At 71.9% G+C, this 19,358-nt stretch carries 21 protein-coding genes; 11 read left to right on the top strand and 10 right to left on the bottom strand.

From position 1 onward, the window contains the following. Nucleotides 1–90: 90 nt before the first annotated feature. Nucleotides 91–1,875, top strand: a complete 1,785-nt coding sequence (locus tag OJ997_RS23375) for a ThuA domain-containing protein (protein WP_270027671.1) — start codon at nucleotides 91–93, stop codon at nucleotides 1,873–1,875. Between the two features lie 45 nt (nucleotides 1,876–1,920). On the opposite strand, the gene OJ997_RS37780 is transcribed toward OJ997_RS23375, so the two are convergent. The 3 genes from OJ997_RS37780 to OJ997_RS23360 are packed head-to-tail and all read right to left on the bottom strand — an operon-like array spanning nucleotide 1,921 to nucleotide 5,645. Then, nucleotides 1,921–4,053 (bottom strand): putative bifunctional diguanylate cyclase/phosphodiesterase, encoded by a 2,133-nt coding sequence (locus OJ997_RS37780; protein ID WP_270027670.1) that lies wholly within the window; start codon nucleotides 4,051–4,053, stop codon nucleotides 1,921–1,923. Between the two features lie 52 nt (nucleotides 4,054–4,105). Beyond that, nucleotides 4,106–4,372 (bottom strand): HAAS signaling domain-containing protein, encoded by a 267-nt coding sequence (locus tag OJ997_RS23365; protein WP_270027669.1) that lies wholly within the window; start codon nucleotides 4,370–4,372, stop codon nucleotides 4,106–4,108. Nucleotides 4,373–4,394: 22 nt separating this feature from the next. Continuing rightward, complete coding sequence (locus OJ997_RS23360) at nucleotides 4,395–5,645, bottom strand: hypothetical protein (protein WP_270027668.1); 1,251 nt, start codon at nucleotides 5,643–5,645, stop codon at nucleotides 4,395–4,397. A 52-nt stretch (nucleotides 5,646–5,697) separates the two neighbouring features. Between OJ997_RS23360 and OJ997_RS23355 the strand changes: the two genes are divergently transcribed. Then, the gene (locus OJ997_RS23355; protein ID WP_270027667.1) at nucleotides 5,698–6,639 is read left to right on the top strand and encodes a methyltransferase; all 942 of its coding nucleotides are present in this window, start codon (nucleotides 5,698–5,700) and stop codon (nucleotides 6,637–6,639) included. Here the strand turns inward: OJ997_RS23355 and OJ997_RS23350 are convergent. Both OJ997_RS23350 and OJ997_RS23345 read right to left on the bottom strand, forming a co-directional pair. Then, the gene (locus OJ997_RS23350; protein ID WP_270027666.1) at nucleotides 6,636–7,400 is read right to left on the bottom strand and encodes an inositol monophosphatase family protein; all 765 of its coding nucleotides are present in this window, start codon (nucleotides 7,398–7,400) and stop codon (nucleotides 6,636–6,638) included. The genes OJ997_RS23355 and OJ997_RS23350 overlap by 4 nt on opposite strands. Further along, complete coding sequence (locus tag OJ997_RS23345; protein ID WP_270027665.1) at nucleotides 7,397–8,338, bottom strand: RNA polymerase subunit sigma-70; 942 nt, start codon at nucleotides 8,336–8,338, stop codon at nucleotides 7,397–7,399. The genes OJ997_RS23350 and OJ997_RS23345 overlap by 4 nt, the downstream gene beginning before the upstream one ends. Nucleotides 8,339–8,406: 68 nt before the next feature. On the opposite strand from OJ997_RS23345, the gene OJ997_RS23340 reads away from it, so the two are divergent. Beyond that, nucleotides 8,407–9,171, top strand: a complete 765-nt coding sequence (locus OJ997_RS23340) for an ABC transporter ATP-binding protein (protein WP_270027664.1) — start codon at nucleotides 8,407–8,409, stop codon at nucleotides 9,169–9,171. Next, on the top strand, nucleotides 9,168–9,935 hold the full coding sequence (locus OJ997_RS23335; RefSeq protein WP_270027663.1) for an ABC transporter permease: 768 nt from the start codon (nucleotides 9,168–9,170) through the stop codon (nucleotides 9,933–9,935). The genes OJ997_RS23340 and OJ997_RS23335 overlap by 4 nt, the downstream gene beginning before the upstream one ends. Here OJ997_RS23335 and OJ997_RS23330 read toward each other — a convergent pair. Both OJ997_RS23330 and OJ997_RS23325 read right to left on the bottom strand, forming a co-directional pair. Continuing rightward, the gene (locus OJ997_RS23330; RefSeq protein ID WP_372517925.1) at nucleotides 9,892–10,986 is read right to left on the bottom strand and encodes a sensor histidine kinase; all 1,095 of its coding nucleotides are present in this window, start codon (nucleotides 10,984–10,986) and stop codon (nucleotides 9,892–9,894) included. The genes OJ997_RS23335 and OJ997_RS23330 overlap by 44 nt on opposite strands. Then, a complete protein-coding gene (locus tag OJ997_RS23325; RefSeq protein WP_270027661.1) occupies nucleotides 10,979–11,650 on the bottom strand; it encodes a response regulator transcription factor in 672 nt (223 codons plus the stop codon). Before OJ997_RS23325 ends, OJ997_RS23330 begins: the two co-directional genes overlap by 8 nt. Before the next feature lie 109 nt (nucleotides 11,651–11,759). On the opposite strand from OJ997_RS23325, the gene OJ997_RS23320 reads away from it, so the two are divergent. The 5 genes from OJ997_RS23320 to OJ997_RS23300 are packed head-to-tail and all read left to right on the top strand — an operon-like array spanning nucleotide 11,760 to nucleotide 15,556. Further along, complete coding sequence (locus OJ997_RS23320) at nucleotides 11,760–12,317, top strand: M15 family metallopeptidase (RefSeq protein WP_270027660.1); 558 nt, start codon at nucleotides 11,760–11,762, stop codon at nucleotides 12,315–12,317. Beyond that, on the top strand, nucleotides 12,314–12,814 hold the full coding sequence (locus OJ997_RS23315; RefSeq protein WP_270027659.1) for a hypothetical protein: 501 nt from the start codon (nucleotides 12,314–12,316) through the stop codon (nucleotides 12,812–12,814). Before OJ997_RS23320 ends, OJ997_RS23315 begins: the two co-directional genes overlap by 4 nt. Continuing rightward, the gene (locus tag OJ997_RS23310; protein WP_270027658.1) at nucleotides 12,811–13,689 is read left to right on the top strand and encodes an efflux RND transporter periplasmic adaptor subunit; all 879 of its coding nucleotides are present in this window, start codon (nucleotides 12,811–12,813) and stop codon (nucleotides 13,687–13,689) included. The genes OJ997_RS23315 and OJ997_RS23310 overlap by 4 nt, the downstream gene beginning before the upstream one ends. After that, entirely contained in the window at nucleotides 13,686–14,363 is a 678-nt protein-coding gene (locus OJ997_RS23305; RefSeq protein WP_270027657.1) for an ABC transporter ATP-binding protein, read from the top strand. The genes OJ997_RS23310 and OJ997_RS23305 overlap by 4 nt, the downstream gene beginning before the upstream one ends. Before the next feature lie 17 nt (nucleotides 14,364–14,380). Further along, on the top strand, nucleotides 14,381–15,556 hold the full coding sequence (locus tag OJ997_RS23300; RefSeq protein WP_270027656.1) for an ABC transporter permease: 1,176 nt from the start codon (nucleotides 14,381–14,383) through the stop codon (nucleotides 15,554–15,556). On the opposite strand, the gene OJ997_RS23295 is transcribed toward OJ997_RS23300, so the two are convergent. Beyond that, a complete protein-coding gene (locus OJ997_RS23295; protein WP_270027655.1) occupies nucleotides 15,531–16,565 on the bottom strand; it encodes a Glu/Leu/Phe/Val dehydrogenase family protein in 1,035 nt (344 codons plus the stop codon). The two genes, OJ997_RS23300 and OJ997_RS23295, sit on opposite strands and share 26 nt — an antisense overlap. Nucleotides 16,566–16,615: 50 nt before the next feature. On the opposite strand from OJ997_RS23295, the gene OJ997_RS23290 reads away from it, so the two are divergent. Then, nucleotides 16,616–17,128, top strand: coding sequence for an RNA polymerase sigma factor (locus OJ997_RS23290; RefSeq protein ID WP_270027654.1), 513 nt, complete (start codon nucleotides 16,616–16,618; stop codon nucleotides 17,126–17,128). Here OJ997_RS23290 and OJ997_RS23285 read toward each other — a convergent pair. Continuing rightward, nucleotides 17,125–17,352: a hypothetical protein gene (locus tag OJ997_RS23285; protein WP_270027653.1), complete on the bottom strand. Its 228-nt coding sequence runs from the start codon at nucleotides 17,350–17,352 to the stop codon at nucleotides 17,125–17,127. The two genes, OJ997_RS23290 and OJ997_RS23285, sit on opposite strands and share 4 nt — an antisense overlap. Before the next feature lie 124 nt (nucleotides 17,353–17,476). On the opposite strand from OJ997_RS23285, the gene OJ997_RS23280 reads away from it, so the two are divergent. Then, on the top strand, nucleotides 17,477–18,814 hold the full coding sequence (locus OJ997_RS23280) for a TIR domain-containing protein (RefSeq protein WP_270027652.1): 1,338 nt from the start codon (nucleotides 17,477–17,479) through the stop codon (nucleotides 18,812–18,814). 60 nt (nucleotides 18,815–18,874) lie between these two features. Here OJ997_RS23280 and OJ997_RS23275 read toward each other — a convergent pair. Next, a partial coding sequence (locus OJ997_RS23275) for a helix-turn-helix transcriptional regulator (protein WP_270027651.1) occupies nucleotides 18,875–19,358 on the bottom strand: 484 nt, incomplete at its 5' end.

The following is a 19,358-nucleotide window of genomic DNA, read 5'->3' as shown; positions in this document are numbered from 1 at the left end:
TTTATTGGAGCGGCGTGAGTGCACGGTCCGTGCGGCGCGCCAAAAGGAGGAGAGGCCATGGATGGATGTCGTCGCGCCCTGACGGGGTGCTTGCTGGCGGCTGCGATGCTGCTCAGCGGGGGAGCGACTGCGTACGCGCAGAACGCCAACCCGACGGTCACCGCTTCACGCACCCCGACCGGTGCAGTCCGGGTCGGCGTGCCGATCCAGTTCACGGCGGTCGGCGCCGACGCCGACAGCGACGCCCTGACCTACGCGTGGACGTTCGGGGACAACACGACGTCGACCGAGCAGAACCCGAGCAAGACCTACCTCGCCGCCGGGACGTACACGGCGACGGTCACCGTCTCCGACGGCAAGGGCGGGACGGGCACCGCGTCCGTCGCGGGGATCTCGATCCAGGCCAACCGGGCGCCGAGCATCAGCGTCGGCTCGGCGACGCCCGCGGCCGGGGTCGTGCCGTTCACGACGCAGCTGGCCGCGACGGCCACCGACGCCGACGGCCACACGGTCAGCTACGCGTGGGACCTGGACGGCGACGGCACGTTCGAGACCACGGAGCGCAACCCGTCGCTCAACCTCACCGCCGCCGGGGACAAGACGGTGACCCTGCGCGCCAGCGACCCGTTCGGCGGCGTCGCCACGCGCGCCGTGACGATCGCCGGGCTGGCCGCGACGCCCGATCCCGCGAAGAAGTTCCACGTGCTCGTCTTCTCGAAGACCGCCGGCTTCCGGCACGGCTCGATCGGCCCGGGCATCACGGCGATCAAGCTGCTCGGCGAGCAGAACAACTTCGGTGTCGACGCGATCGAGGACGCCACGCTGTTCACGGACGCGTTCCTCTCCCGCTATGACGCGGTGATCTGGCTCTCGACCACCGGCGACGTCCTCAACGACACGCAGCAGGCCGCGTTCGAGCGCTACATCCAGGGTGGCGGCGGCTACGTCGGCATCCACGCCGCGAGCGACACCGAGTACACGTGGCCCTGGTACGGCCGCCTGGTCGGCGGCTACTTCCGCAACCACCCGAATGGCACGCCGACCGCGACGGTCGTCCGCGAGGACGCGACGCACGTGTCCACGGCCCACCTCCCGGAGCGCTGGACGCGCGTCGACGAGTGGTACAACTTCCAGGGCATCACCAACCCGGTGGTCAACGGCGGCGGCACCGACGTCAGCCCGCGCACCCAGACGCCGATCCACGTACTGCTCACCGTCGACGAGTCGACGTACAACGAGTCGGACGGCAACACCACCGACGACGACCACCCGGTCTCCTGGTGCAAGCGCTTCGACGGCGGGCGCATGTTCTACACCGCGCTCGGCCACACGAACCAGTCGTTCACCGAGGCACCATTCCTGCAGCACCTGGTGAATGGGATCGACGTGGCGGCCGGCTACACGTCCGACCTCTCGTGCGGCATCTACAAGGCGAACACGTCCGGTGACGTCGGCGGCACCGTGGCGCCCACGCTCTCCCTCGCGCTGGGCACCCCGACGCCGCTCGGCCCGTTCACCCCGGGCGTGGCCCGCAGCTACACGTCGACCGCGACCGCGACCGTCACCTCGACGGCCGGCGACGGCACGCTGTCGGTCAGCGACCCGAGCACCAACGCGACGGGCCGACTGGTCAACGGCGCGTTCTCACTCCCGCAGCCGCTCGAGGTCATGGCCGCGAGTGCCGGCGGCACCGGCGGCGCGTTCACGCCGCTGAGCACCACCGGCGCGCCGGTGAACGTGCTCACCTACAGCGGCCCGGTCAGCAGCGACGCCGTGACCGTCTCGACGCGCCAGGCGATCGGCGCCAACGACGCGCTCCGTACCGGCACGTACGCCAAGACGCTGACGTTCACCCTCTCGACGACAACCCCGTAGAGACCGACGACGCCCGTACCGCACCGCTGGTGCGGTACGGGCAGGTCAGGCGACGTCGATGACGCCGAGCTGCGCGTCGCGGGCGGCGCGGACCAGCGCCGGGAGCTGGTCGGCCGGAACGGGCGGCGAGTAGTAGAAGCCCTGGGCGAGGTCGCAGCCGATCGCGGCCAGGACAGAGGCCGCCGCGTGCGACTCGACGCCCTCGGCCACGACGTGCAGTCCCAAGGACCGGCCGAGTGCGGCGGTGGAGGCGACGATCGCGCGGTCCGCGGGGTCGCGGTCCATCGCCATCACGAAGGACTTGTCGATCTTGAGCTCGTTGACCGGGAGGCGCTTGAGGTGCTCCAGGGACGAGTAGCCCGTGCCGAAGTCGTCCAGCGCGAGGCCGACGCCGAGCTCCTTCAGGTCGGCGAGCACCTCGCCGGCGCGCTGCGGGTCGTGCAGCATCAGCGACTCGGTCACTTCCAACGTCAGCACGTGCGGGGGCAGGCCGTGGCGCTGCAGCGCGGCGGTGATCTGGCCCGGGGTGCGCAGGTCGAGCAGGTTCTGGACGGCGAGGTTGACCGCGATGTGCAGCTCGAGCCCTTCGGCGCGCCACTCGGCGAGCTGGCGCAGCGCGGTCTCCAGCACGTGGAGCGTCAGCGGCCGCATGAGCGCGGTGTGCTCGGCGTGCGGGAGGAACGCGCCCGGGCCGCGCAGGCCGTGGACGGGATGCTGCCAGCGCACCAGCGCCTCGACACCGTCGACCAACCCCGTGGTGAGGTTGACCTTGGGCTGGTAGTGCAGGATCAGCTCGTCGCGCTCGAGGGCGTGGCGCAGCTCGGCGATCAGCTGCAGGCGCTCGCGGGAGTGCCGGTCGCGGGACGGGTCGTAGCTCTGGAAGCCGGTGCGGGCCTCCTTGGCCTGGTACATGGCGACGTCGGCGTGCTGGAGCAGGCTGGCGGCGTCGGTCCCGTGGTCGGGCGCGAGGGCGGCGCCGACGCTCGCGTCCATCACGACCTCGAGGCCGTCGATCTCGAACGGCGTCTGGAGCGCGGAGCCGATCCGGCGGCCGACGTCGGCCGTCCGGGCCAGCCCCGCATCCGGGAGTAGGAGCGCGAACTCGTCACCGCCGAGCCGCGCGACGAGGCCGGAGCTGCCGACGGCCTCCTCGAGACGGGTCGCGAGCAGCGCGAGCAGCTGGTCGCCGGCGTGATGGCCGAGCGTGTCGTTGAGGTCCTTGAAGCGGTCGAGGTCGACCATCGCCACGGACAGCCGCCCGTCGCCGAGCTCGGCGAGCTCCTCGCGCAGCGCCTCGTGGAAGGCGCGGCGGTTGGCGAGGCCGGTCAGCTCGTCCGTCAGGGCCAGGGCGCGCGAGTGGTGCAGCTCGGTGTTCTCGACGAACGTGAGCGCCATCCGCACCAGCACGAAGACGAGCGTCGCGCCCGCGAGCAGGACGGCGGGCGTGCTCGTGCGGTTGAAGTGGTCGGTCACCAGCAGGCCGCCGGCGACGAGCGCGAGCACGGTCGGCGTGACCAGCGTGCGCCAGCCCTCGAGCGCGACCTTGCGCGGCTCAGCGGTCCGGCTCCACGCCGCGACGGCGATCACGACCGGCGAGATCAGGCCGAGCACCGGCACCCACAGGGGACGCTGCTCGCCGACGAACCCGGCGGACACGTAGCCGACGTCGGCCCCCGCGTGCGTCATCAGGCCGACGCCGAGCAGCAGCCAGACCGGGCTCACGAGCCACCCGCGCAGGGTGACGGCCACGAGCACCATGACCACGAGCAGCACGTCGAACATCGGGTACATGAGCGCGATCACGGCGTCCGATCCACCGCCGGTGGCGCGGTCCGCGGTCTCCCCCAGCAGCTGGGCGACGATCGCGGCGGCGCCGAGCGTGCCGATCGCGGCGTCGAGCCACAGCGCCGCGCTCAGGCGCTTCAGGCGGCGACGCGCGAACAGCAGCGCGGCGGCGAAGACGAGCGGGAAGAACAGCAGCAGCACGTAGTCCGCGTGCGCCGGGAAGGTCGAGCCGCCACCGGGCCACGCGAGCCAGATCGCGCCGATGGCCTGGGCGAGCACGGCCAGCCCGAGCGCCAGCCACGCGCCACGATCGTCCGGCCGCCGCAGCGCACGCGCCAGCACGGCGAGTGCGGCGAGAAGGACCGGCGTGCCGGCTGCGACGACGATGACCACTGGACTGCGCATCGGCCGGCGAGACCCGGAACTTGATCGACTGGACGAGTGTTCAGGCGCCCGGTTCGCGGCGCAGCCAGCCGAGCCAGCTCGGCAGCCGCGTGCGCGGCTCGGCGGCCGCCACGCGCTCGGGCGGCCCGAGCTGCCGCAGCGCGTCGTCGACGTCGTCGTCCGTCGGCGACCGGCCGAGGCGGCGCGCCAGCTGCTCCTCGATGCCCTGGAGCAGCGCGCGCCGTTGCGTCCACGGCAGATCCAGGGTCGAGCGCTCCACCTGCTCGAGATACAGGCGAACGCGGGGGTGCGTCAGTTCCTTCGCCATGCGTCGAACGCGCAGCGTAGCTTCACTGATCGCGCCTGGCAACCTCCGCAAACGTGCGCACGCTGACCCGCACGGTGTGCCCGCGCGACCAGGCGACGATCGCGTAGTCGCCGGCCGACCGGGCGTCCCGGTTGGTGGGGTTGGAGTGGTAGATCTCGGGCGCCGGACCGGCCGGAGCGGTGCGCTTGGCGAAGACGCCGTCCGGACCGGCGAGCGCGGCACCAAAGCCACGCCGGGTCGTCCACACCGCGAGCGTGCGGCCGCCGCTCAACGGCAGCGCGACGGGCTCGCTGGCGAGCTCCTTCGTGAGCGTCTGCAGCGGGCCGCTCCGCGTGAGCGACGCCGCGCGCACCGGGGCCTCGCGTGAGAACGGCTTGACCTTCGTCTTGAGCTGGAAGACGAGCGCGTTCGGGGCCGCCCACGGCGCGAACGCGCGATTGGGGCGCGCGACGGTCGGGCCGGTCGGCGCGCCGAGCGTGCCGTCGGGGTTGAGCGGGATCGCGCGCGGCTGGCCGGCGCAGCTGGTGTCCCCGCAGAGCGTGGTCATCGTCGCGCTGAGCACGGCTCCCCGCTCGCGATCAACGGTCACGCGCGGGTCGGTGAGGCCGTCGCCGACGACGGCCGGCTCGGTGAACGTGCCGCCGTGGGCGCGCAGCGCGTAGACGACCGGGTCGGGGTCGTCGTACGCGACGCCTTCGCGCTGGAAGACGAGCACGGCACGTCCGTCGGGGAGGACGGCCAGCGCCTGCGTCGGGCGGGCGTCGAGGCCGAACTGGCCGAGCCCGAGGTCCTGGGGAGGGGAAGTGGGGTTGCCGGCGGCGTCGAGGGAGAGGGCGCGGACGCGGTACGGCTTGCCGGAGCCCTTGCGCGGGAACTGGCGCTCGGCCACGACCCAGCCGCCGAGCGGGTCGGCGGCAATCGCGACGCCGTTGATCTCCGAGCCGGTGCTGCTCGCGACCTTGCGGTCCTTGAAGCCACCGCCCGACCGCACCGCGACGTGGATCCCGTCCTTGGCCTCGTAGGCGACGGCGCCGGGCGCGACCGCGTAGTCGAGCGTGTTGCGGGCGAGGACGCGCGGCGCGCCGAAGCGACCGCCCGTGCGGACCCGCACGACGAGCCGCTGGTCACCGGTCTCGTACGCGAGCAGCGCCTTCCCGCGCGCGTCGATCGCGACGCGCGGGACCGGTTCGTGGAACTTCGCCGCTCCGGCGTCGAAGCTCTGCGTCGGGCTCCACCCGGCGGCGGCGATCAGGGCGAGTGCGGCGAACGGCATACCTGCACTCTCGACGCATCCCGGCCGCCGCTCCATCACCATGGGTGTGAGCGTGCCCCCACCTTCCTTCTCCGACTTCCAGACCGTCTGGTGCGTGCAGGCCGTCGCGGCGCTGCGGGTGGCCGAGCGAATCGAGGCGGGGACAACGCGGATCGAGGCGCTCGCCGAGGGCGTCGACGAGCGGGCGTTGCACAGCGTGCTCGGCCACCTCGTCGGCGAGGGGATCTTCGAAGAGCCGTCCCCGGGCGAGTTCGCGCTCAACGACGCGGCGCGGGAGCTGCTGCTCGGGATCGGTGGGCGCTTCACGCTCGCCTGGAGCACGATGGAGACCTACGTGCGCACCGGCCGTCCGGGCTACGCGCACGTGTTCGGGCGCGGGTTCTGGGCCGACCTCGACGCGCATCCGGAGATCGCCGCCGAGTTCGACGACCTGATCGGCCCGGGCGGGCATCCGACGCCGGACCCGGACTTCGAGCTCGCCGACGGCTGGGATGACGTCCGCACCGTCGTCGACGTCGGCGGCGGCACCGGCACGATGCTGCGCGAGCTGCTGCGCGCCCGTCCGGGGCTGCGCGGCACGCTCGTCGACCTGCCGGGCACGATCAGCCGCGCCGAGGGTGACTTCGAGCGCGTCGCCCAGAGCTTCTTCGACCCGCTCCCGGCCGGCGCGGACCTCTACCTGCTGCGCAGCGTGCTGAACGACTGGCCGGACATGGAGACCGAAGCGCTGCTGGCGAACGTCGCGCACGCCGCCGCGCCCGCGGGCCGCGTGGTGATCATCGGCGGCGTCGCGCCCGACGAGGCGTCGCCGGCGTTCCAGATCGAGATGCTCCTGCTCGGCGGCCGGACCGACGCGCTGAGCACGTTCCGCGACCGGGCGGAGCGGGCGGGCCTGACCGTGGTCGGCACGTCCCACCAGGCCGACGGCAAGTTCGTGGTCGAGTGCCGGCCGCGCGATGTCGTTGCCGGCGCAATAAACGTCCAGGACGTTTAAGTCTTGGCCGCGAGGTCCCGGGCGAGCGCGGTGAGGTCGCTGTGGACGGAGGGCACGGCGGCCATGGCGCCCGGTGAGGAGAGGGTCAAAGGCGCGCCCGCGTAGTCGGTGACGACCGCGCCGGAGGCCTTCGCGATCGCGTGGCCGGCGACGACGTCGTACGGGTTGTTGTGCGCGAGCACCATGCCCTGGATGTTCCCGCTCGCGAGCCACGTCCAGAGCACGGAGGCCGCGCCGACGCAGCGGAACCGCATCGCCTTCCGGTGCACGTCGACCGTCATCTGCAGGTAGGCGTCGAGGCGCTCGCCCCCGCCCTGGTGGAACGCGTCGCCCATGCCGATGATCGCCTCGTCGAAGCCGTCCACGTCCTGCACCGCGCCGCTGTCCACGCGGGTGCCGAGGAACGGCAGGTCGATGATCCCGAGCGTCGGCACGCCGTCCTCCAGCAGCCCGAGCATCACGCCGCACAGCGGCGAGCCGGTCGCGTAGTTGATCGTGCCGTCGAGCGGATCGGCGACCCAGACGCGCCCCGTGTTCAGGTCCGCGCCGCCGCCTTCCTCGCCGAAGAAGCCGACGTCCGGCGTCGACTTGGCCAGCGCGGCCTTCAGCGCCGCCTCGGACGCGAGGTCGACCTCGGTCAGGAAGTCCTTGGCCGCCTTGCCGATCCGGTCCAGCGGCTTGTCGCGGCCCGCCCGCAGGACCGCGACCGCTTCGTCCACGGCGGCGTGGGCCGCCGCGCGCACCTCGTCATCGGAGCTCACACCGCCAGCGTATTGGGCAGCCCGAACGGCTTGAGCGCCGGGCCGTAGAACGCGGTGATGTCGGTGATCACGCCGCCCTCGATCCGCAGCACGTCGAGCGCCCCCAGCTCGAAGACCTCCGCGCCGGGCTTGCGGATGTAGTTGACGACGGCCGGCTGGCCGTTCGCCCGCGTGGTCACGCACTTGAAGTCACCGAAGTCGGGCGCCCCGAACCCACCGGAGAGCCAGGCGTCGACGATCGTGTCGCGCCCGAAGTACGTCCCCTCGTCGGGCGGCATCGCGAACCGCGCGTCCTCGTGCATGAGCGCCTTGATGCCGAGCGCGTCGCCGCTCTCGGTCAGCGCGATGTAGCGCTCGAGCAGCTCACGCTCGGAGCTGCTGCCCGCCGCCGTCCAGTCGCCGCGCTCGGGCGGCAGGTGCTCCTTGAGCACGGCCCGCGCCCGCTGCAGCGCGGAGTTCACGCCCGCGGTCGTCGTCTCCAGCAGCTCGGCCGTGTCCTTCGCCCGCCACCCGAGCACGTCGCGCAACAGCAGCACGGCCCGCGGCCTCGGCGCGAGGTGCTGGATCGCGACCAGGAACGCCAGCTCGATCGTCTCGCGCCCGAACACGTCCTCGTCGGCCGCCGCGACGGCCTCCAGCTGCTCCTCGGGGTAGGGCTGCAGCCACGTGATCTCGCCGTTCGCCGTGGGCGTCTTCGGCCGCTTCTCCAACGCGTCCAGGCAGGCGTTGGTCGCGATCCGGTACAGCCACGCGCGCAAGGAGGCCCGCTCGGCGTACGTCTCGCGCCGCCGCCACGCGCGCAGGAACGTCTCCTGCGTGAGGTCCTCGGCCTCCTCGTAGGAGCCGAGCATCCGGTAGCAGTGCACCTGCAGCTCGCCCCGGTGGCGGTCCACCACCCCCGCGAACGCGGTCTCGTCGTTCAGTTCCGCAACGGTCATGACTGGTTTGACGGGCAGGGGCCCGAAAACTCATCATCGCGCCTTCCTGCTATCACCACGCGCCGCAGATGTATGCACTTGCAATAAACGAGCTCGTCAAGCGCTATCCGACCGGCACCGAGGCGCTCAAGGGCGTGTCGCTGGAGATCGAGGAGGGCGAGTTCTACGGCCTCCTCGGGCCCAACGGCGCGGGAAAGTCGACGCTGATCCACTGCACGACGGGGCTCGCGCAGCCGACCTCCGGGTCGATCGAGATCTTCGGCCACGACGCCGTCCACCACTACGGGGACGCGCGGCTGGCGGTCGGGCTCGCGCCGCAGGAGCCCAACCTGGACTGGTTCCTCACGATCGAGGAGTCGCTGGACTTCCACGGCGGCTACTTCGGGATGCCGCGCAAGGACCGCAAGGAGCGCGCGACCGAGCTGCTGGACGCATTCAGCCTCACCGACAAGCGCCACGAGAAGACGCGCTTCCTGAGCGGCGGCATGAAGCGCCGGCTCATCCTCGCGCGGGCGCTGATGCACCGGCCCAAGCTGCTGATCCTGGACGAGCCGACCGCCGGCGTGGACGTCGAGCTGCGCCTGGAGCTCTGGCACTACGTCCAGCGGATCAACCAGGAAGGCACGACGATCCTGCTCACCACGCACTACCTCGAAGAGGCGGAGCAGCTGTGCACCAAGATCGCCTTCATCAACGGCGGTGAGATCGTCGCGACCGGCACCAGCGCCGACCTCGCCCGCGAGTACAACGTGACGAGCCTGGAGGACGCCTACCTTGCGCTCGTCGGCCGCGGAGAGCTCTCCCGCGCGCACGTCCCGGTGGCGGACGCGTGACCGGCGCGCAGATCCGGTTCCTCACGCTCCTGCGGCGTGAGACCACCCGCTTCTTCAAGATCAAGCGCCAGACGCTCGGCGCGCCGCTGCTGGAGACGTTCCTCTACATCTCCGTATTCGGCGCGGCGCTCGGCTCCCGCATCGACCAGCTGCACGGCGTCGACTACGTCGTCTTCATCATCCCCGGCCTGATCATGATGGCCTGGGCGACGAACGCGTTCTCCAACAACTCGTCCTCGCTGCTCCAGCAGAAGTTCCAGCGCTCGATCGACGATCAGCTCTCCTCTCCCGCCTCGCCGCTGGAGCTGCTGCTCGCGCTGTCGCTCGGCGGCTTCCTGCGCGGCGGGATCGTGGCGGTGCTGACCTTCGTCGCTGCCCGGATCCTGATCGACGTGCCGATCGAGCACATCGAGGTCCTGCTGCCCGGCCTGTTCCTGGTCGGCTTCTTCTTCGCCCAGCTCGGCGTGCTCGTCGGCCTGCGCGCGGAGCAGTTCGACGACGTGAGCTTCTACCAGACGTTCATCCTGCAGCCGCTGATCTTCCTCGGCGGCGTCTTCTACTCCGCGACGCTGCTGCCGGAGCCGTTCGAGACGCTCACGCAGTTCAACCCCGTCTACTACATGATCGGGCTCGTCCGCTATGGCTTCATCGGCTACAGCGAGACCAACATCGCGCTCTCGCTGGTGTTCCTCGTGGTCGCCTGCACCGCGCTGTTCGCGCTCAACCTGCGGCTGTTCGGCCGCGGGTATCGCCTGCGGGCGTAGGCAGCTGCACCGTCACGCGGAGCCCTCCCCCGTCGCGCGGCGTGAGGGTGAGGGTTCCGTCGTGCGCCGCGGTGATGCTGTTGACGATCGCCAGGCCGAGCCCGACGCCGCCGTGGTCGGTGCGCACGCGCTCGCTGCCGCGGCGGAACGGCTCGACCAGCGTCGCCACCAGCTCGGCGCTGAGCCGCTCGCCCGTGTTCTCGACGGTCACCCCCTCCGCTCCGGTCGTCACCCACACGCGGCCGCCGGGCACGTTGTGGACGATCGCGTTGTGCACGAGGTTGGTGGTCAGCTGCAGCAGGAGCGCGGGTGAGCCGACGGCGGCGGTGACCTCGCCGGCGGTCTCGATCGTGAGCCCGCGTTCCTCCGCGAGCGGCAGGAGCGCCTCGGTGGCCTCCTCCGCGATCAGCGACAGGTCAACGGGCACGCGGGTGAAGGACCGCTGGTCGGCGCGGCTGAGCAGGAGCAGCGCCTCGGTGAGGTCGATCGCCCGGGTGTTGACGGCGTAGAGGCGCTCGACGAGCTCGCCGACGTCGCGCGTCGGATCCTCGCGCGCGACTTCGAGCAACGTCTGCGTGATCGCGAGCGGCGTGCGCAGCTCGTGGGAGGCGTTGGCGGCGAAGCGCCGCTGCTCGGCGACGTGGGCCTCGAGCCGCGCGAGCATCGCGTCGAAGGCGTCCGCGAGCTCGCGAAACTCGTCACTGCGGCCCGGCAGCTCGATCCGGTGGGCGAGCGACCCGGTCGCGGCGGTGCGCGTGGCGTCGGTGATCCGGTCCAGCGGGGCGAGCATCCGGCCGGCGAGCAGCCACCCGCCCACGAGCCCGAACAGCAGCAGCATCCACAGCACGATCGCCGCCGGCAGGCTCAACCCGTTCAGCGGGTCGGAGCGGTTGGGCGGGAACCACGGCAGCCCGTACGCCACCCCGTCGGGGATGTAGCGCAGCAGCGACACCCACACGGCCGCGAGCAGCAGCGCGCCGGCGACCATCAGGAACCCGGCGTAGCTGAGCGTGAGCTTCAGGCGCACGCTCATGCCCGGCTCTCTAGCCACGGTCGGCGGCTTCGATCCGGTAGCCGACGCCGGCCACGGTGGCGATGATGCCCGGCTCGCCGAGACGCTTGCGCAGGCCCGAGACCGTGATCCGCACGGCGTTGGTGAACGGGTCGGCGTTCACGTCCCAGGCGCGCTCCAGCAGCTCCTCGGCGCTCACGACGCCGCCCTCGGCCGCCACGAGCACCTCGAGCACGGCGAACTGCTTGCGGGTCAACGCGACGTAGCGGCCGTCGCGGTAGACCTCGCGGCGGAACGGGTCCAGCCGCAGCCCGGCGAGCTCGCGCACGGGTGGCCGGCTGTGCGCGCGCCGGCGGTCGAGGGCGCGCAGGCGGAGCACGAGCTCCTGGAGCTCGAACGGCTTCGTCAGGTAGTCGTCGGCGCCGAGCTCGAACCCGCTGGCCTTGTCGTCGAGCCGGTCGGCGGCGGTGAGCATGAGGATCGGCATGCCGCTGCCGGAGGCGACGATGCGCTTGGCGATCTCGTCACCGGACGGGCCGGGAACGTCGCGGTCGAGCACGGCGATGTCGTAGGCGTTGACGCTCAACAGCTCCAGGGCGGTGTCGCCGTCGCCCGCGATGTCGGCCGCGATCGCCTCCAGGCGCAGGCCATCGCGGATCGCGTCCGCCATGTAGGGCTCGTCCTCGACAAGCAGCACGCGCATGCTCCGAGCGTAGAGCCGGCGCATATCGCGCGCGTATCGAAAACCGCATACGGCCGGGCAACGCCCCGTGGCCGTCAATGGAGGCGTGACCTACAGCCAACGCAGAAGGGTGCGGATTCGCCGGCGGCGCCTCGTGGGGCTGCTCGTGGTCGCGGCGGCGATCGCCGCCGCGCTCGGACGCCAGTCGCCGGAGTCGTCGCTCCCGACAGTGCCGACGATCTCCGCCGCGCCGTCCGCCTCCACCGTGACCCCGTCGCCGCAGCTCGCCCTCCCCGGGACCGACAACCTCGACGCCGAGCTGCTCGCGGCGCTGCAGCACGCCGCCGCCGAGGCCGCGGACGACGGCGTCGAGCTGGTCGTCGACAGCGGCTGGCGCTCCCCGGAGCACCAGCAGCAGCTGCTCGACGAGGCGGTCGTCAAGTACGGCTCGGCCGCGGAGGCCGCTCGCTGGGTGGCGACGCCCGGCCGGTCCGCGCACGTGTCGGGCGACGCCGTCGACATGGCGACCGCCGGCGCGAAGTGGCTGTCCCTGTACGGCGCCGACTTCGGGCTCTGCCAGATCTACGCCAACGAGCCCTGGCACTACGAGCTGCGGCCCGACGCCGCCGAGTACGGCTGCCCCGGCATGTACGCCGACCCGACCCAAGATCCGAGGATGCACCGATGACCCGACTCTGGCCACTGCTGATCGTCGCCCTGCTCGTCGCGGGCTGCGGGAGCACACCCGAGACCGAGACCACCGCCGGCGGGACCACCGCCACGCCCACGCAAGCCAAGGCGTCGACGTTCTCCGCCTGCATGCGCGAGCACGGGATCAAGGACTTCCCGGACCCCGACGCGTCGGGCGAGTTGACCGTCGAGAACGTCGTCAACGAGGCCAAGATCGACACGGATACGCCGGCCTTCAAGCAGGCCCTGCGTGCCTGCAAGGACCTGCAGCCCGCCGGCTACGCGGGTCGCGGCAAGCGCACCCCGAAGGAGCAGGACGGCGCCCTGCAGTTCGCCGAGTGCATCCGCGAGCACGGCGTCAAGGACTTCCCGGACCCGGTCAACGGCGAGCCGCTCGTCAACACCTACAAGATCCCCTCCTCGAACACGGAGGCGGGCATGGCCGCCCTCAACGCCGCCATGGCGGCGTGTGGCAAGTACGGGCCGAAGCCGTGAGGCGCGCGCTGTGCGGCCTGGCCGTGCTCGCCGTCGCGGGGTGCGGCGCCGAGCCCGTGACCACCGCCGCCGCGCCGGCGAACACGCTGCCCGTGGAGCGCGGCGCGCTCGCGGACATGGTGTCCCTCAACGGGATCCTGACCTATGGCGCGGGGCCGGACGGCGCGCCCTACTCCGCCGTCAACTACGCCCGCGGGATCTACACCAAGCTCCCCAAGCCCGGCGACGAGGTCGGCTGCGGCGACGTGCTCTACCGGGTCGACGACGACCCGGTGCGGCTGACGTGCCGCACGCACGCCTACCGGTCCCTCGCGAAGGGCAAGGCGGTCTTCCTGCCCCGGGCCGGCCGGATCGCGAAGGTGAGCGGGCAGCTCGGGGGCGTGGCGCAGCCGGGCGCCGAAGTGGTCCAGGCCACGTCCGCCACGCTCGAGGTGCAGGTGGAGCTGGAGCCGTCGCAGCAGGCGGACGTCAAGCCGGGCGACGCGGCCCGGATCACCCTGCCCGGCAACCGCTCGGTGACGGGGAAGGTGGCGCGGCTCGGGAAGGTCGCCCGGACCGCCGAGGAGGATCAGGCGCCGGCGGCCGCGACGATCCCGGCCTCGATCCGCCTCGACGCGCCCAAGCAGGCGCGCGGGCTCGAGAAGGCCCCGGTCCAGGTGGAGATCACGACCAAGGGCGTGGAGGATGCGCTCAGCGTCCCGGTCACCGCGCTCGTCGGCAAGGCCGGCGGCGGGTTCGCGGTCGAGGTCGTGCGCGCCGGCGATCGGCGCGAGCTGGTCGGCGTGGAGCTGGGGCTGTTCGACACCACGGGCGGACGCGTCGAGGTCGCGGGCGCGCTGCAGGCCGGCGACCAGGTCGTGGTGCCGTCGCCATGAGCACGGTCCTGGAGCTCGACGGCGTGACCAAGCGCTACGGCGAGCAGCCGCCGGTGGCCGCGCTGCGCGGCGTGTCGTTCTCCGTCCGGCAGGGTGAGCTGGTGGCGATCGTCGGGCCGTCCGGCTCGGGCAAGTCCACGCTGCTGCACGTGATCGGGACGCTGGAACGGCCGACCAGCGGCGTCGTCCGGATCGGCGGCGTCGACGCGGCGCAGCTGAGCGACCGCGAGCTCTCACGGCTGCGGGCCCGCGAGATCGGCTTCGTGTTCCAGCAGTTCTTCCTGGCCGAGCACGCGACCGCGCGCGAGAACGTCGCCGACGGGCTGCTCTACGCGGGCGTGCCCGCCGAGGAGCGGTTGCGGCGCGCGGACGAGGCGCTCGAGCGCGTCGGCCTGGCCGACCGCGCGACCTTCAAGCCCACCAAGCTCTCGGGCGGAGAGCGCCAGCGTGTGGCGATCGCCCGCGCCCTGGTCGGCAAGCCCGCGATCGTGCTCGCCGACGAGCCGACCGGCAACCTCGACAGCGCCACCGGCGCGTCGATCATGGCGCTGATCCGCGAGCTCAACGCGGCCGGCGCGACGATCGTGATGATCACCCACGACGCGGAGCTGGCCGACGGCCTGCCGCGCCAGGTCCGGGTGCGGGACGGGCAGGTGGTCTCGGATTGTCCCTGAGGGATGCGCTGCGGGTGATGAGCGTCGGGCTGCGCGCCCGGCCGCTGCGGGCCGCGCTGTCCGCGCTCGGGATCGCGATCGGCACCGCGGCGATCGTCGCGGTGCTCGGGCTCTCGTCCTCCTCGCAGGCGGGGCTGCTCGCGGAGATCGACCGGCTCGGCACGAACCTGCTGACCGTCGAGGCCGGGGAGCGCCTCACGGGCGGGAAGGCGGAGCTGCCGCTGGAGGCGCCGGCGCGGCTCACGCACCTCGGCGACGTCGAGCAGCTGGCGCACACCGGGCTGATCGAGCGGGCGAACGTCTACCGCAGCTCGCTGATCCCGGCGGCCGAATCCGGCGGCCTGCAGGTGCGGGCAACCAGCCTGAACCTGCCGGCCGTGCTCGGCACCGGCGTCGCCCGCGGCCGCTGGCTGAACGCCGGCACCGCGCGCGAGCCCGTCGCGGTGCTCGGCGCGGTCGCCGCGCGGCGGCTCGGGCTCGAGCGCGTGTACCCGGACGCGCGGATCTGGCTGGCCGGGCAGTGGTTCAACGTCGCGGGCATCCTGCGGCCCTCGCCGCTGGAGCCGGACATCGACAGCAGCGCGCTGATCGGCTACGCCGCGGCCGAGCGGTACGTCGGCTACGTGCGGCTGGTGGGCGGCGAGGGGAAGGCCGGCCCGCCGAGCTCGATCTACGTGCGCACAATGACGGGGCACGAGGCCTCGGTGCAGGAGCGGCTGGCGACGACGGCCAACCCGGCGGCGCCGAACGAGACGAGCGTGAGCCAGCCGTCCGACGTGCTCACCGCCCGGGCCGCCGCGGCCGGCGCGTTCGACAGCCTGTTCCTCGGACTCGGCGTCGTCGCGCTGATCGTCGGTGCGGTCGGCGTGGCCAACATCATGATCATCTCGGTGCTGGAACGCCGCTCGGAGATCGGTCTGCGGCGCGCGCTCGGGGCGACGCAGGGGCAGATCCGGGCGCAGTTCCTCGGGGAGTCGATCCTGCTCGCCGTGCTCGGCGGCGCCGTCGGCGTGCTGGCCGGCATCGCGGCGACGGCGGCCTACGCCGGCTCGAAGGGCTGGGCCGTCGTGATCCCCGTCGAGGCGTGGACGGGCGGCATCGCCTCCGCCCTGCTGATCGGCGCGCTCGCGGGGCTGCTCCCGGCGGTGCGCGCTTCCCGGCTCCCGCCTACCGTGGCCCTGCGGACGGTGTGAGCCGGCGCTCGACCAGGCGGTCGGCGGCGTGCACGGGTGAGCCGTCGCCGTCCGCGTAGAGCGCGAGCAGCTGGTCGCCGATGCCGCGCAGGCGCTCGTCGACCTGCTGCTCGCTCCAGCCCAGCGACTCCAGGCCGGCGCCGTGCAGGACGCCGCCGGCGTTGATGACGTAGTCGGGCGCGAACAGGATCCCGCGCTCGTGCAGGCGGTCCGCGAGTGAAGGCACCGCGAGCTGGTTGTTCGCCGCGCCCGCCACGATCCGGCAGCGGAGCTGGTCGATGCTGACGGCGTTGATCACCCCGCCGACGGCGCACGGCGCGAGGACGTCGCACGCGAAGCCGGTGACGTCCTCGGGGGCGACGGGCGTGCCGAGCGTGAGGCGGGAGGCGTCGACGTCGGAGACGTAGAGGTCCGCGCCCGCCTCGTCCAGATAGGACGCGAGCAGCGCGCCGACCGAGCCCATGCCCTGGACGAGCACGCGGACCCCGGTGAGGTCACGGTCCAGCGCGAAGCGGACGCTCGCCTCGATCCCGTGGAAGACGCCCTTGGCGGTGGCGGGCGACGTGGACCCCGAGCCACCCTTCTCGGCGGTCTTGCAGAACACGTACGGGCAGGTCTCGGCGATCACGTCCATGTCGTACTCGGACGTGTTCATGTCCGGCGCGCACGAGTACAGGCCGCCGAGCGACGTGATGAACGTGCCGAAGCGGTGCAGCAGCTCGGTGCGCGCTTCGCCGGTCGGCAGCTCCGGCACCGCCAGGACGGCCTTGCCGCCGCCGCGCGGGACGTCGCAGACCGCGAACTTGCGGGTCATCGCGGCGCTCAGCTTGAGCACGTCCGCGAGCCCTTCCTCGGGCGCGCTGTACACGCGCAGCCGCGTGCCGCCGCCCGTCGGCCCGCGCACCGTGGAGTGCACGCCGATGAACATCCACGTGTCCAGGTCCGGCTCGTAGCGGACCGCGACCTGCTCCCCGTCCCAGCCCTTCAGCAGCTGCTCGAACGCGCTCATCTAGGCAGCCTATAGGTAGGCCTGGGCGCAAAGTTAGGTGGGCGGTGCCGATGATCGACCGCGCCACGTGCGGGACCGTCAGTCCCGTGCTGTTGAACCCTGAAATCGCCGCTGAACACCGTCCCCGCCTCGTCGAAGTCGCCTCCGCGATCTGCGGCTCACGCCAACTCGCGGAGGACCTCGTGCAGGAGACCTACGCCCGCGTGCTGGCCAAGCCGCGCGTGCTGACCGAGGGCGCCGTCTTCCCCTACCTGGTCCGCGCGCTGCGCAACGTCGCCAAGGACCACTGGCGCTCCGAGCAGCGCCGCCCGCAGGTGGTCGGCGACCTCGACCCCGAGGACCCGAGCCTGCGCCACGACCGCGACCCCCAGCACGACGTGATCGCCGCCGAGGTGTACGCGCACGTCGAGCGCCTCCCGCTCGAGTTCCGCCGCGTCGTGAAGGCCGTCGACATGCTCGGCCTGAGCTACGCGCAGGCCGCCGGCTCGCTCCGCATTCCGCAGGGCACGGTGATGAGCCGCCTCTCCCGCGGCCGCCGCCAGCTCGTCTGCGCGCTCACTTAGTTCGCAGCCTCACGCTCGGGGGATTGCTCCGCGGCGGCGCCGATCGATGGCGCTGCAGAGGACGGGCCCTGACCGACGCGGCGGCCAAAGATCAGCGCCGACGCCGCCGCGACAAGCGCCGAGGCACCTCCGGTCATGGCGGTGAGCTGCGTGGATCCAAGAGCCGCGCCCACGAGCGCGACGATGAGCAGACAAAGGCAGCCACCGAAGGCGATACGACGCATCCACAGGTCGTCCCGGCACCAACGGAGTTGCAGCTCGCGGAGATCCTCATCAGAGGCCGGGAGCTTCTCTCGCGCCAGCCAAGACGGTGTCATCTACCAAGTGTTGTACCATACTGGACACTTAGTGGACGCAAATAGCCCGACAACTGGATACGAGCAGGATTCGGCGCAACTGGCGGACGCGCTGCGCGGTCAAGCGCGACGTGGGTTTGCTCCCGCGGAACTGATTCGAAACGAAGGTCTGCTTCGATTTGCTGAAGAACTCGGTCTCAGCGGATCTTCAAGTCCCGAACTCGCCCTTCAGCTGCATAACGAGCTGGTTGAAACCGTTCAGGAGCTGGAAGAGGGTGTCCAACCGGCGACGCGCGTCCTGCTCGGCGTCGACGACAGTCCAGACCGGGTGACGCTCACAGATCGCCGCGAAACGGCAGCTTCGCTGCTCGGACGCTCCGGCGACAGCTTTCGCAAGAACGTAGAGCCGGAGCTGTTCAGACGCGTCGCGGATGAGATGCGGATGCGATCCGTGTTCCGCACCGCACAGGTGAACCGCACGGGCTCGGTCTCGGTCGCTTCAGGCAACACACCGATCAGCGCGCGGCGAGTCCTGCTAAGCCACGGCAGTGATCAAGACGCCGCCGACAACGTGAAGAGGTTCCTGCGCGCGCTAGGGCTAGCGCCGGTCGACTGGGGCGACGGAATCGCTTCGACAGGGCTCGCTTCTCCAGACGTCGCTCACGCACTCCGCGCGACGACGGACCTGGTCCAAGCGATCATCATTCTGCTTACGCCGGACGACGATGGGAAGCCGTCGTCGAACGTACTCGTAGAGGCTGGGCTTGCCCTCGGCATCGCGCCGGATCGAACGCTCCTTGTCGCCACTCACGAGGTTGAGCTACCCGCGATCCTGATGGACGTCGGGGTGATCCGCCTGTCGGACTCAGTGGCCTCGCGCAACGGCGTACGCTCGAGGCTCGTGTCGGCCGGGTGCGAGATCAGCGTCCGCAACGAGTCGTGGAAAGTCGTTGGGCATCTGGACAGGCGCTCTGAGCGCGCCGAACCCGGAGATGCTCAGCCAGACGTGTCCGCACCAGTCGCTCGGGTCGCGTGGGTGCTTGAGTGCTGGCACGCCGTGCTGGAGACGTTGCGAACGAGCTCTCCACTTCTCGCGGCGGCGGTCGAAGACGCGTCACCGATGGCCGACCCGGCGGACCGGTTGACGCTGGTGTGGCCCGAGGAGTCGGCGTTCCTCAAACGTAAGGCGGAATCGGGTCGCGACGCCTTGACGCAAGCCATGCGCGCGGTGACGGGGATCTCGGTTGAGGTGGCCTATGAGTTGCGAGGGTCGCGTACGCCGCCCACGACGACATGGACGCCCACGGTGTCGGACGAGGAACTCGTGAAACGGTTCATGGATGAGTTCGATTCCGAAGTCCTTCCTCCTGAACCGGAGGAAGACAGCTGACGCCTCCAACCGTTCGAGACACCTCGCAGTGCCCGCGGACAGGTCGTGCGTCTATGCGCCCTAGTCGAGTTTGAGTGCCGCGGCCTCGTGCCGCGTCTTGACGCCGAGCTTGAGCAGGATCGCGGCCACGTGGTGGTCGACGGTGCGCACCGACAGCACGAGCCGCTCCGCGATCTCGGTGTTGGTCAGGCCCTCGCGCAGCAGGTCGAGCACGGCCAGCTGGCGCTTCGTCAGCCCGGCGGGATTGCCGCGCGTGGCCGCGTTTGGGCCGCGCGGGACCCTCGCGCCGCGCTCGCGGAGTCCGGCGCGCGCGAGCTCCGCGGCCGGCTCCGCACCGAGCAGGTCGAGCGTCTCGAGCCCGTCGGCGATCGCGTCGGGCTCGCCGGAGAGCGCGAGCTCGAGCGCGGCCTCGTAGGGATCGCCGGCGCGCCGCCAGTGCCCGGCGGCCGCGCGCCACTCGCCGGCCAGGCCCGCCGCCCACGCGGGGGGGAGCCCGGCGAGGTCGCCGGCCGCGGGCGCGGGGCCCGGCGAGAAGGCGGAGGCC

Source organism: Solirubrobacter phytolaccae (genome assembly GCF_027587195.1).
GTDB classification, from domain to species: Bacteria; Actinomycetota; Thermoleophilia; order Solirubrobacterales; family Solirubrobacteraceae; genus Solirubrobacter; species Solirubrobacter phytolaccae.
The sequence above is the reverse complement of the archived record's forward strand: the minus strand, read 5'-3'. Positions and strand labels throughout refer to the sequence as shown.

Coding starts and splice junctions, on each gene's coding strand:
- OJ997_RS23345 (WP_270027665.1), bottom strand. CDS start 8,338: ATGACCGTTGCGGAACTGAACGACGAGACCGCGTTCGCGGGGGTGGTG.
- OJ997_RS23360 (WP_270027668.1), bottom strand. CDS start 5,645: ATGCCGTTCGCCGCACTCGCCCTGATCGCCGCCGCCGGGTGGAGCCCG.
- OJ997_RS23305 (WP_270027657.1), top strand. CDS start 13,686: ATGAGCACGGTCCTGGAGCTCGACGGCGTGACCAAGCGCTACGGCGAG.
- OJ997_RS23290 (WP_270027654.1), top strand. CDS start 16,616: ATGATCGACCGCGCCACGTGCGGGACCGTCAGTCCCGTGCTGTTGAAC.
- OJ997_RS23285 (WP_270027653.1), bottom strand. CDS start 17,352: ATGCGTCGTATCGCCTTCGGTGGCTGCCTTTGTCTGCTCATCGTCGCG.
- OJ997_RS23315 (WP_270027659.1), top strand. CDS start 12,314: ATGACCCGACTCTGGCCACTGCTGATCGTCGCCCTGCTCGTCGCGGGC.
- OJ997_RS23365 (WP_270027669.1), bottom strand. CDS start 4,372: ATGGCGAAGGAACTGACGCACCCCCGCGTTCGCCTGTATCTCGAGCAG.
- OJ997_RS23300 (WP_270027656.1), top strand. CDS start 14,381: ATGAGCGTCGGGCTGCGCGCCCGGCCGCTGCGGGCCGCGCTGTCCGCG.
- OJ997_RS23340 (WP_270027664.1), top strand. CDS start 8,407: ATGTATGCACTTGCAATAAACGAGCTCGTCAAGCGCTATCCGACCGGC.
- OJ997_RS23295 (WP_270027655.1), bottom strand. CDS start 16,565: ATGAGCGCGTTCGAGCAGCTGCTGAAGGGCTGGGACGGGGAGCAGGTC.
- OJ997_RS23325 (WP_270027661.1), bottom strand. CDS start 11,650: ATGCGCGTGCTGCTTGTCGAGGACGAGCCCTACATGGCGGACGCGATC.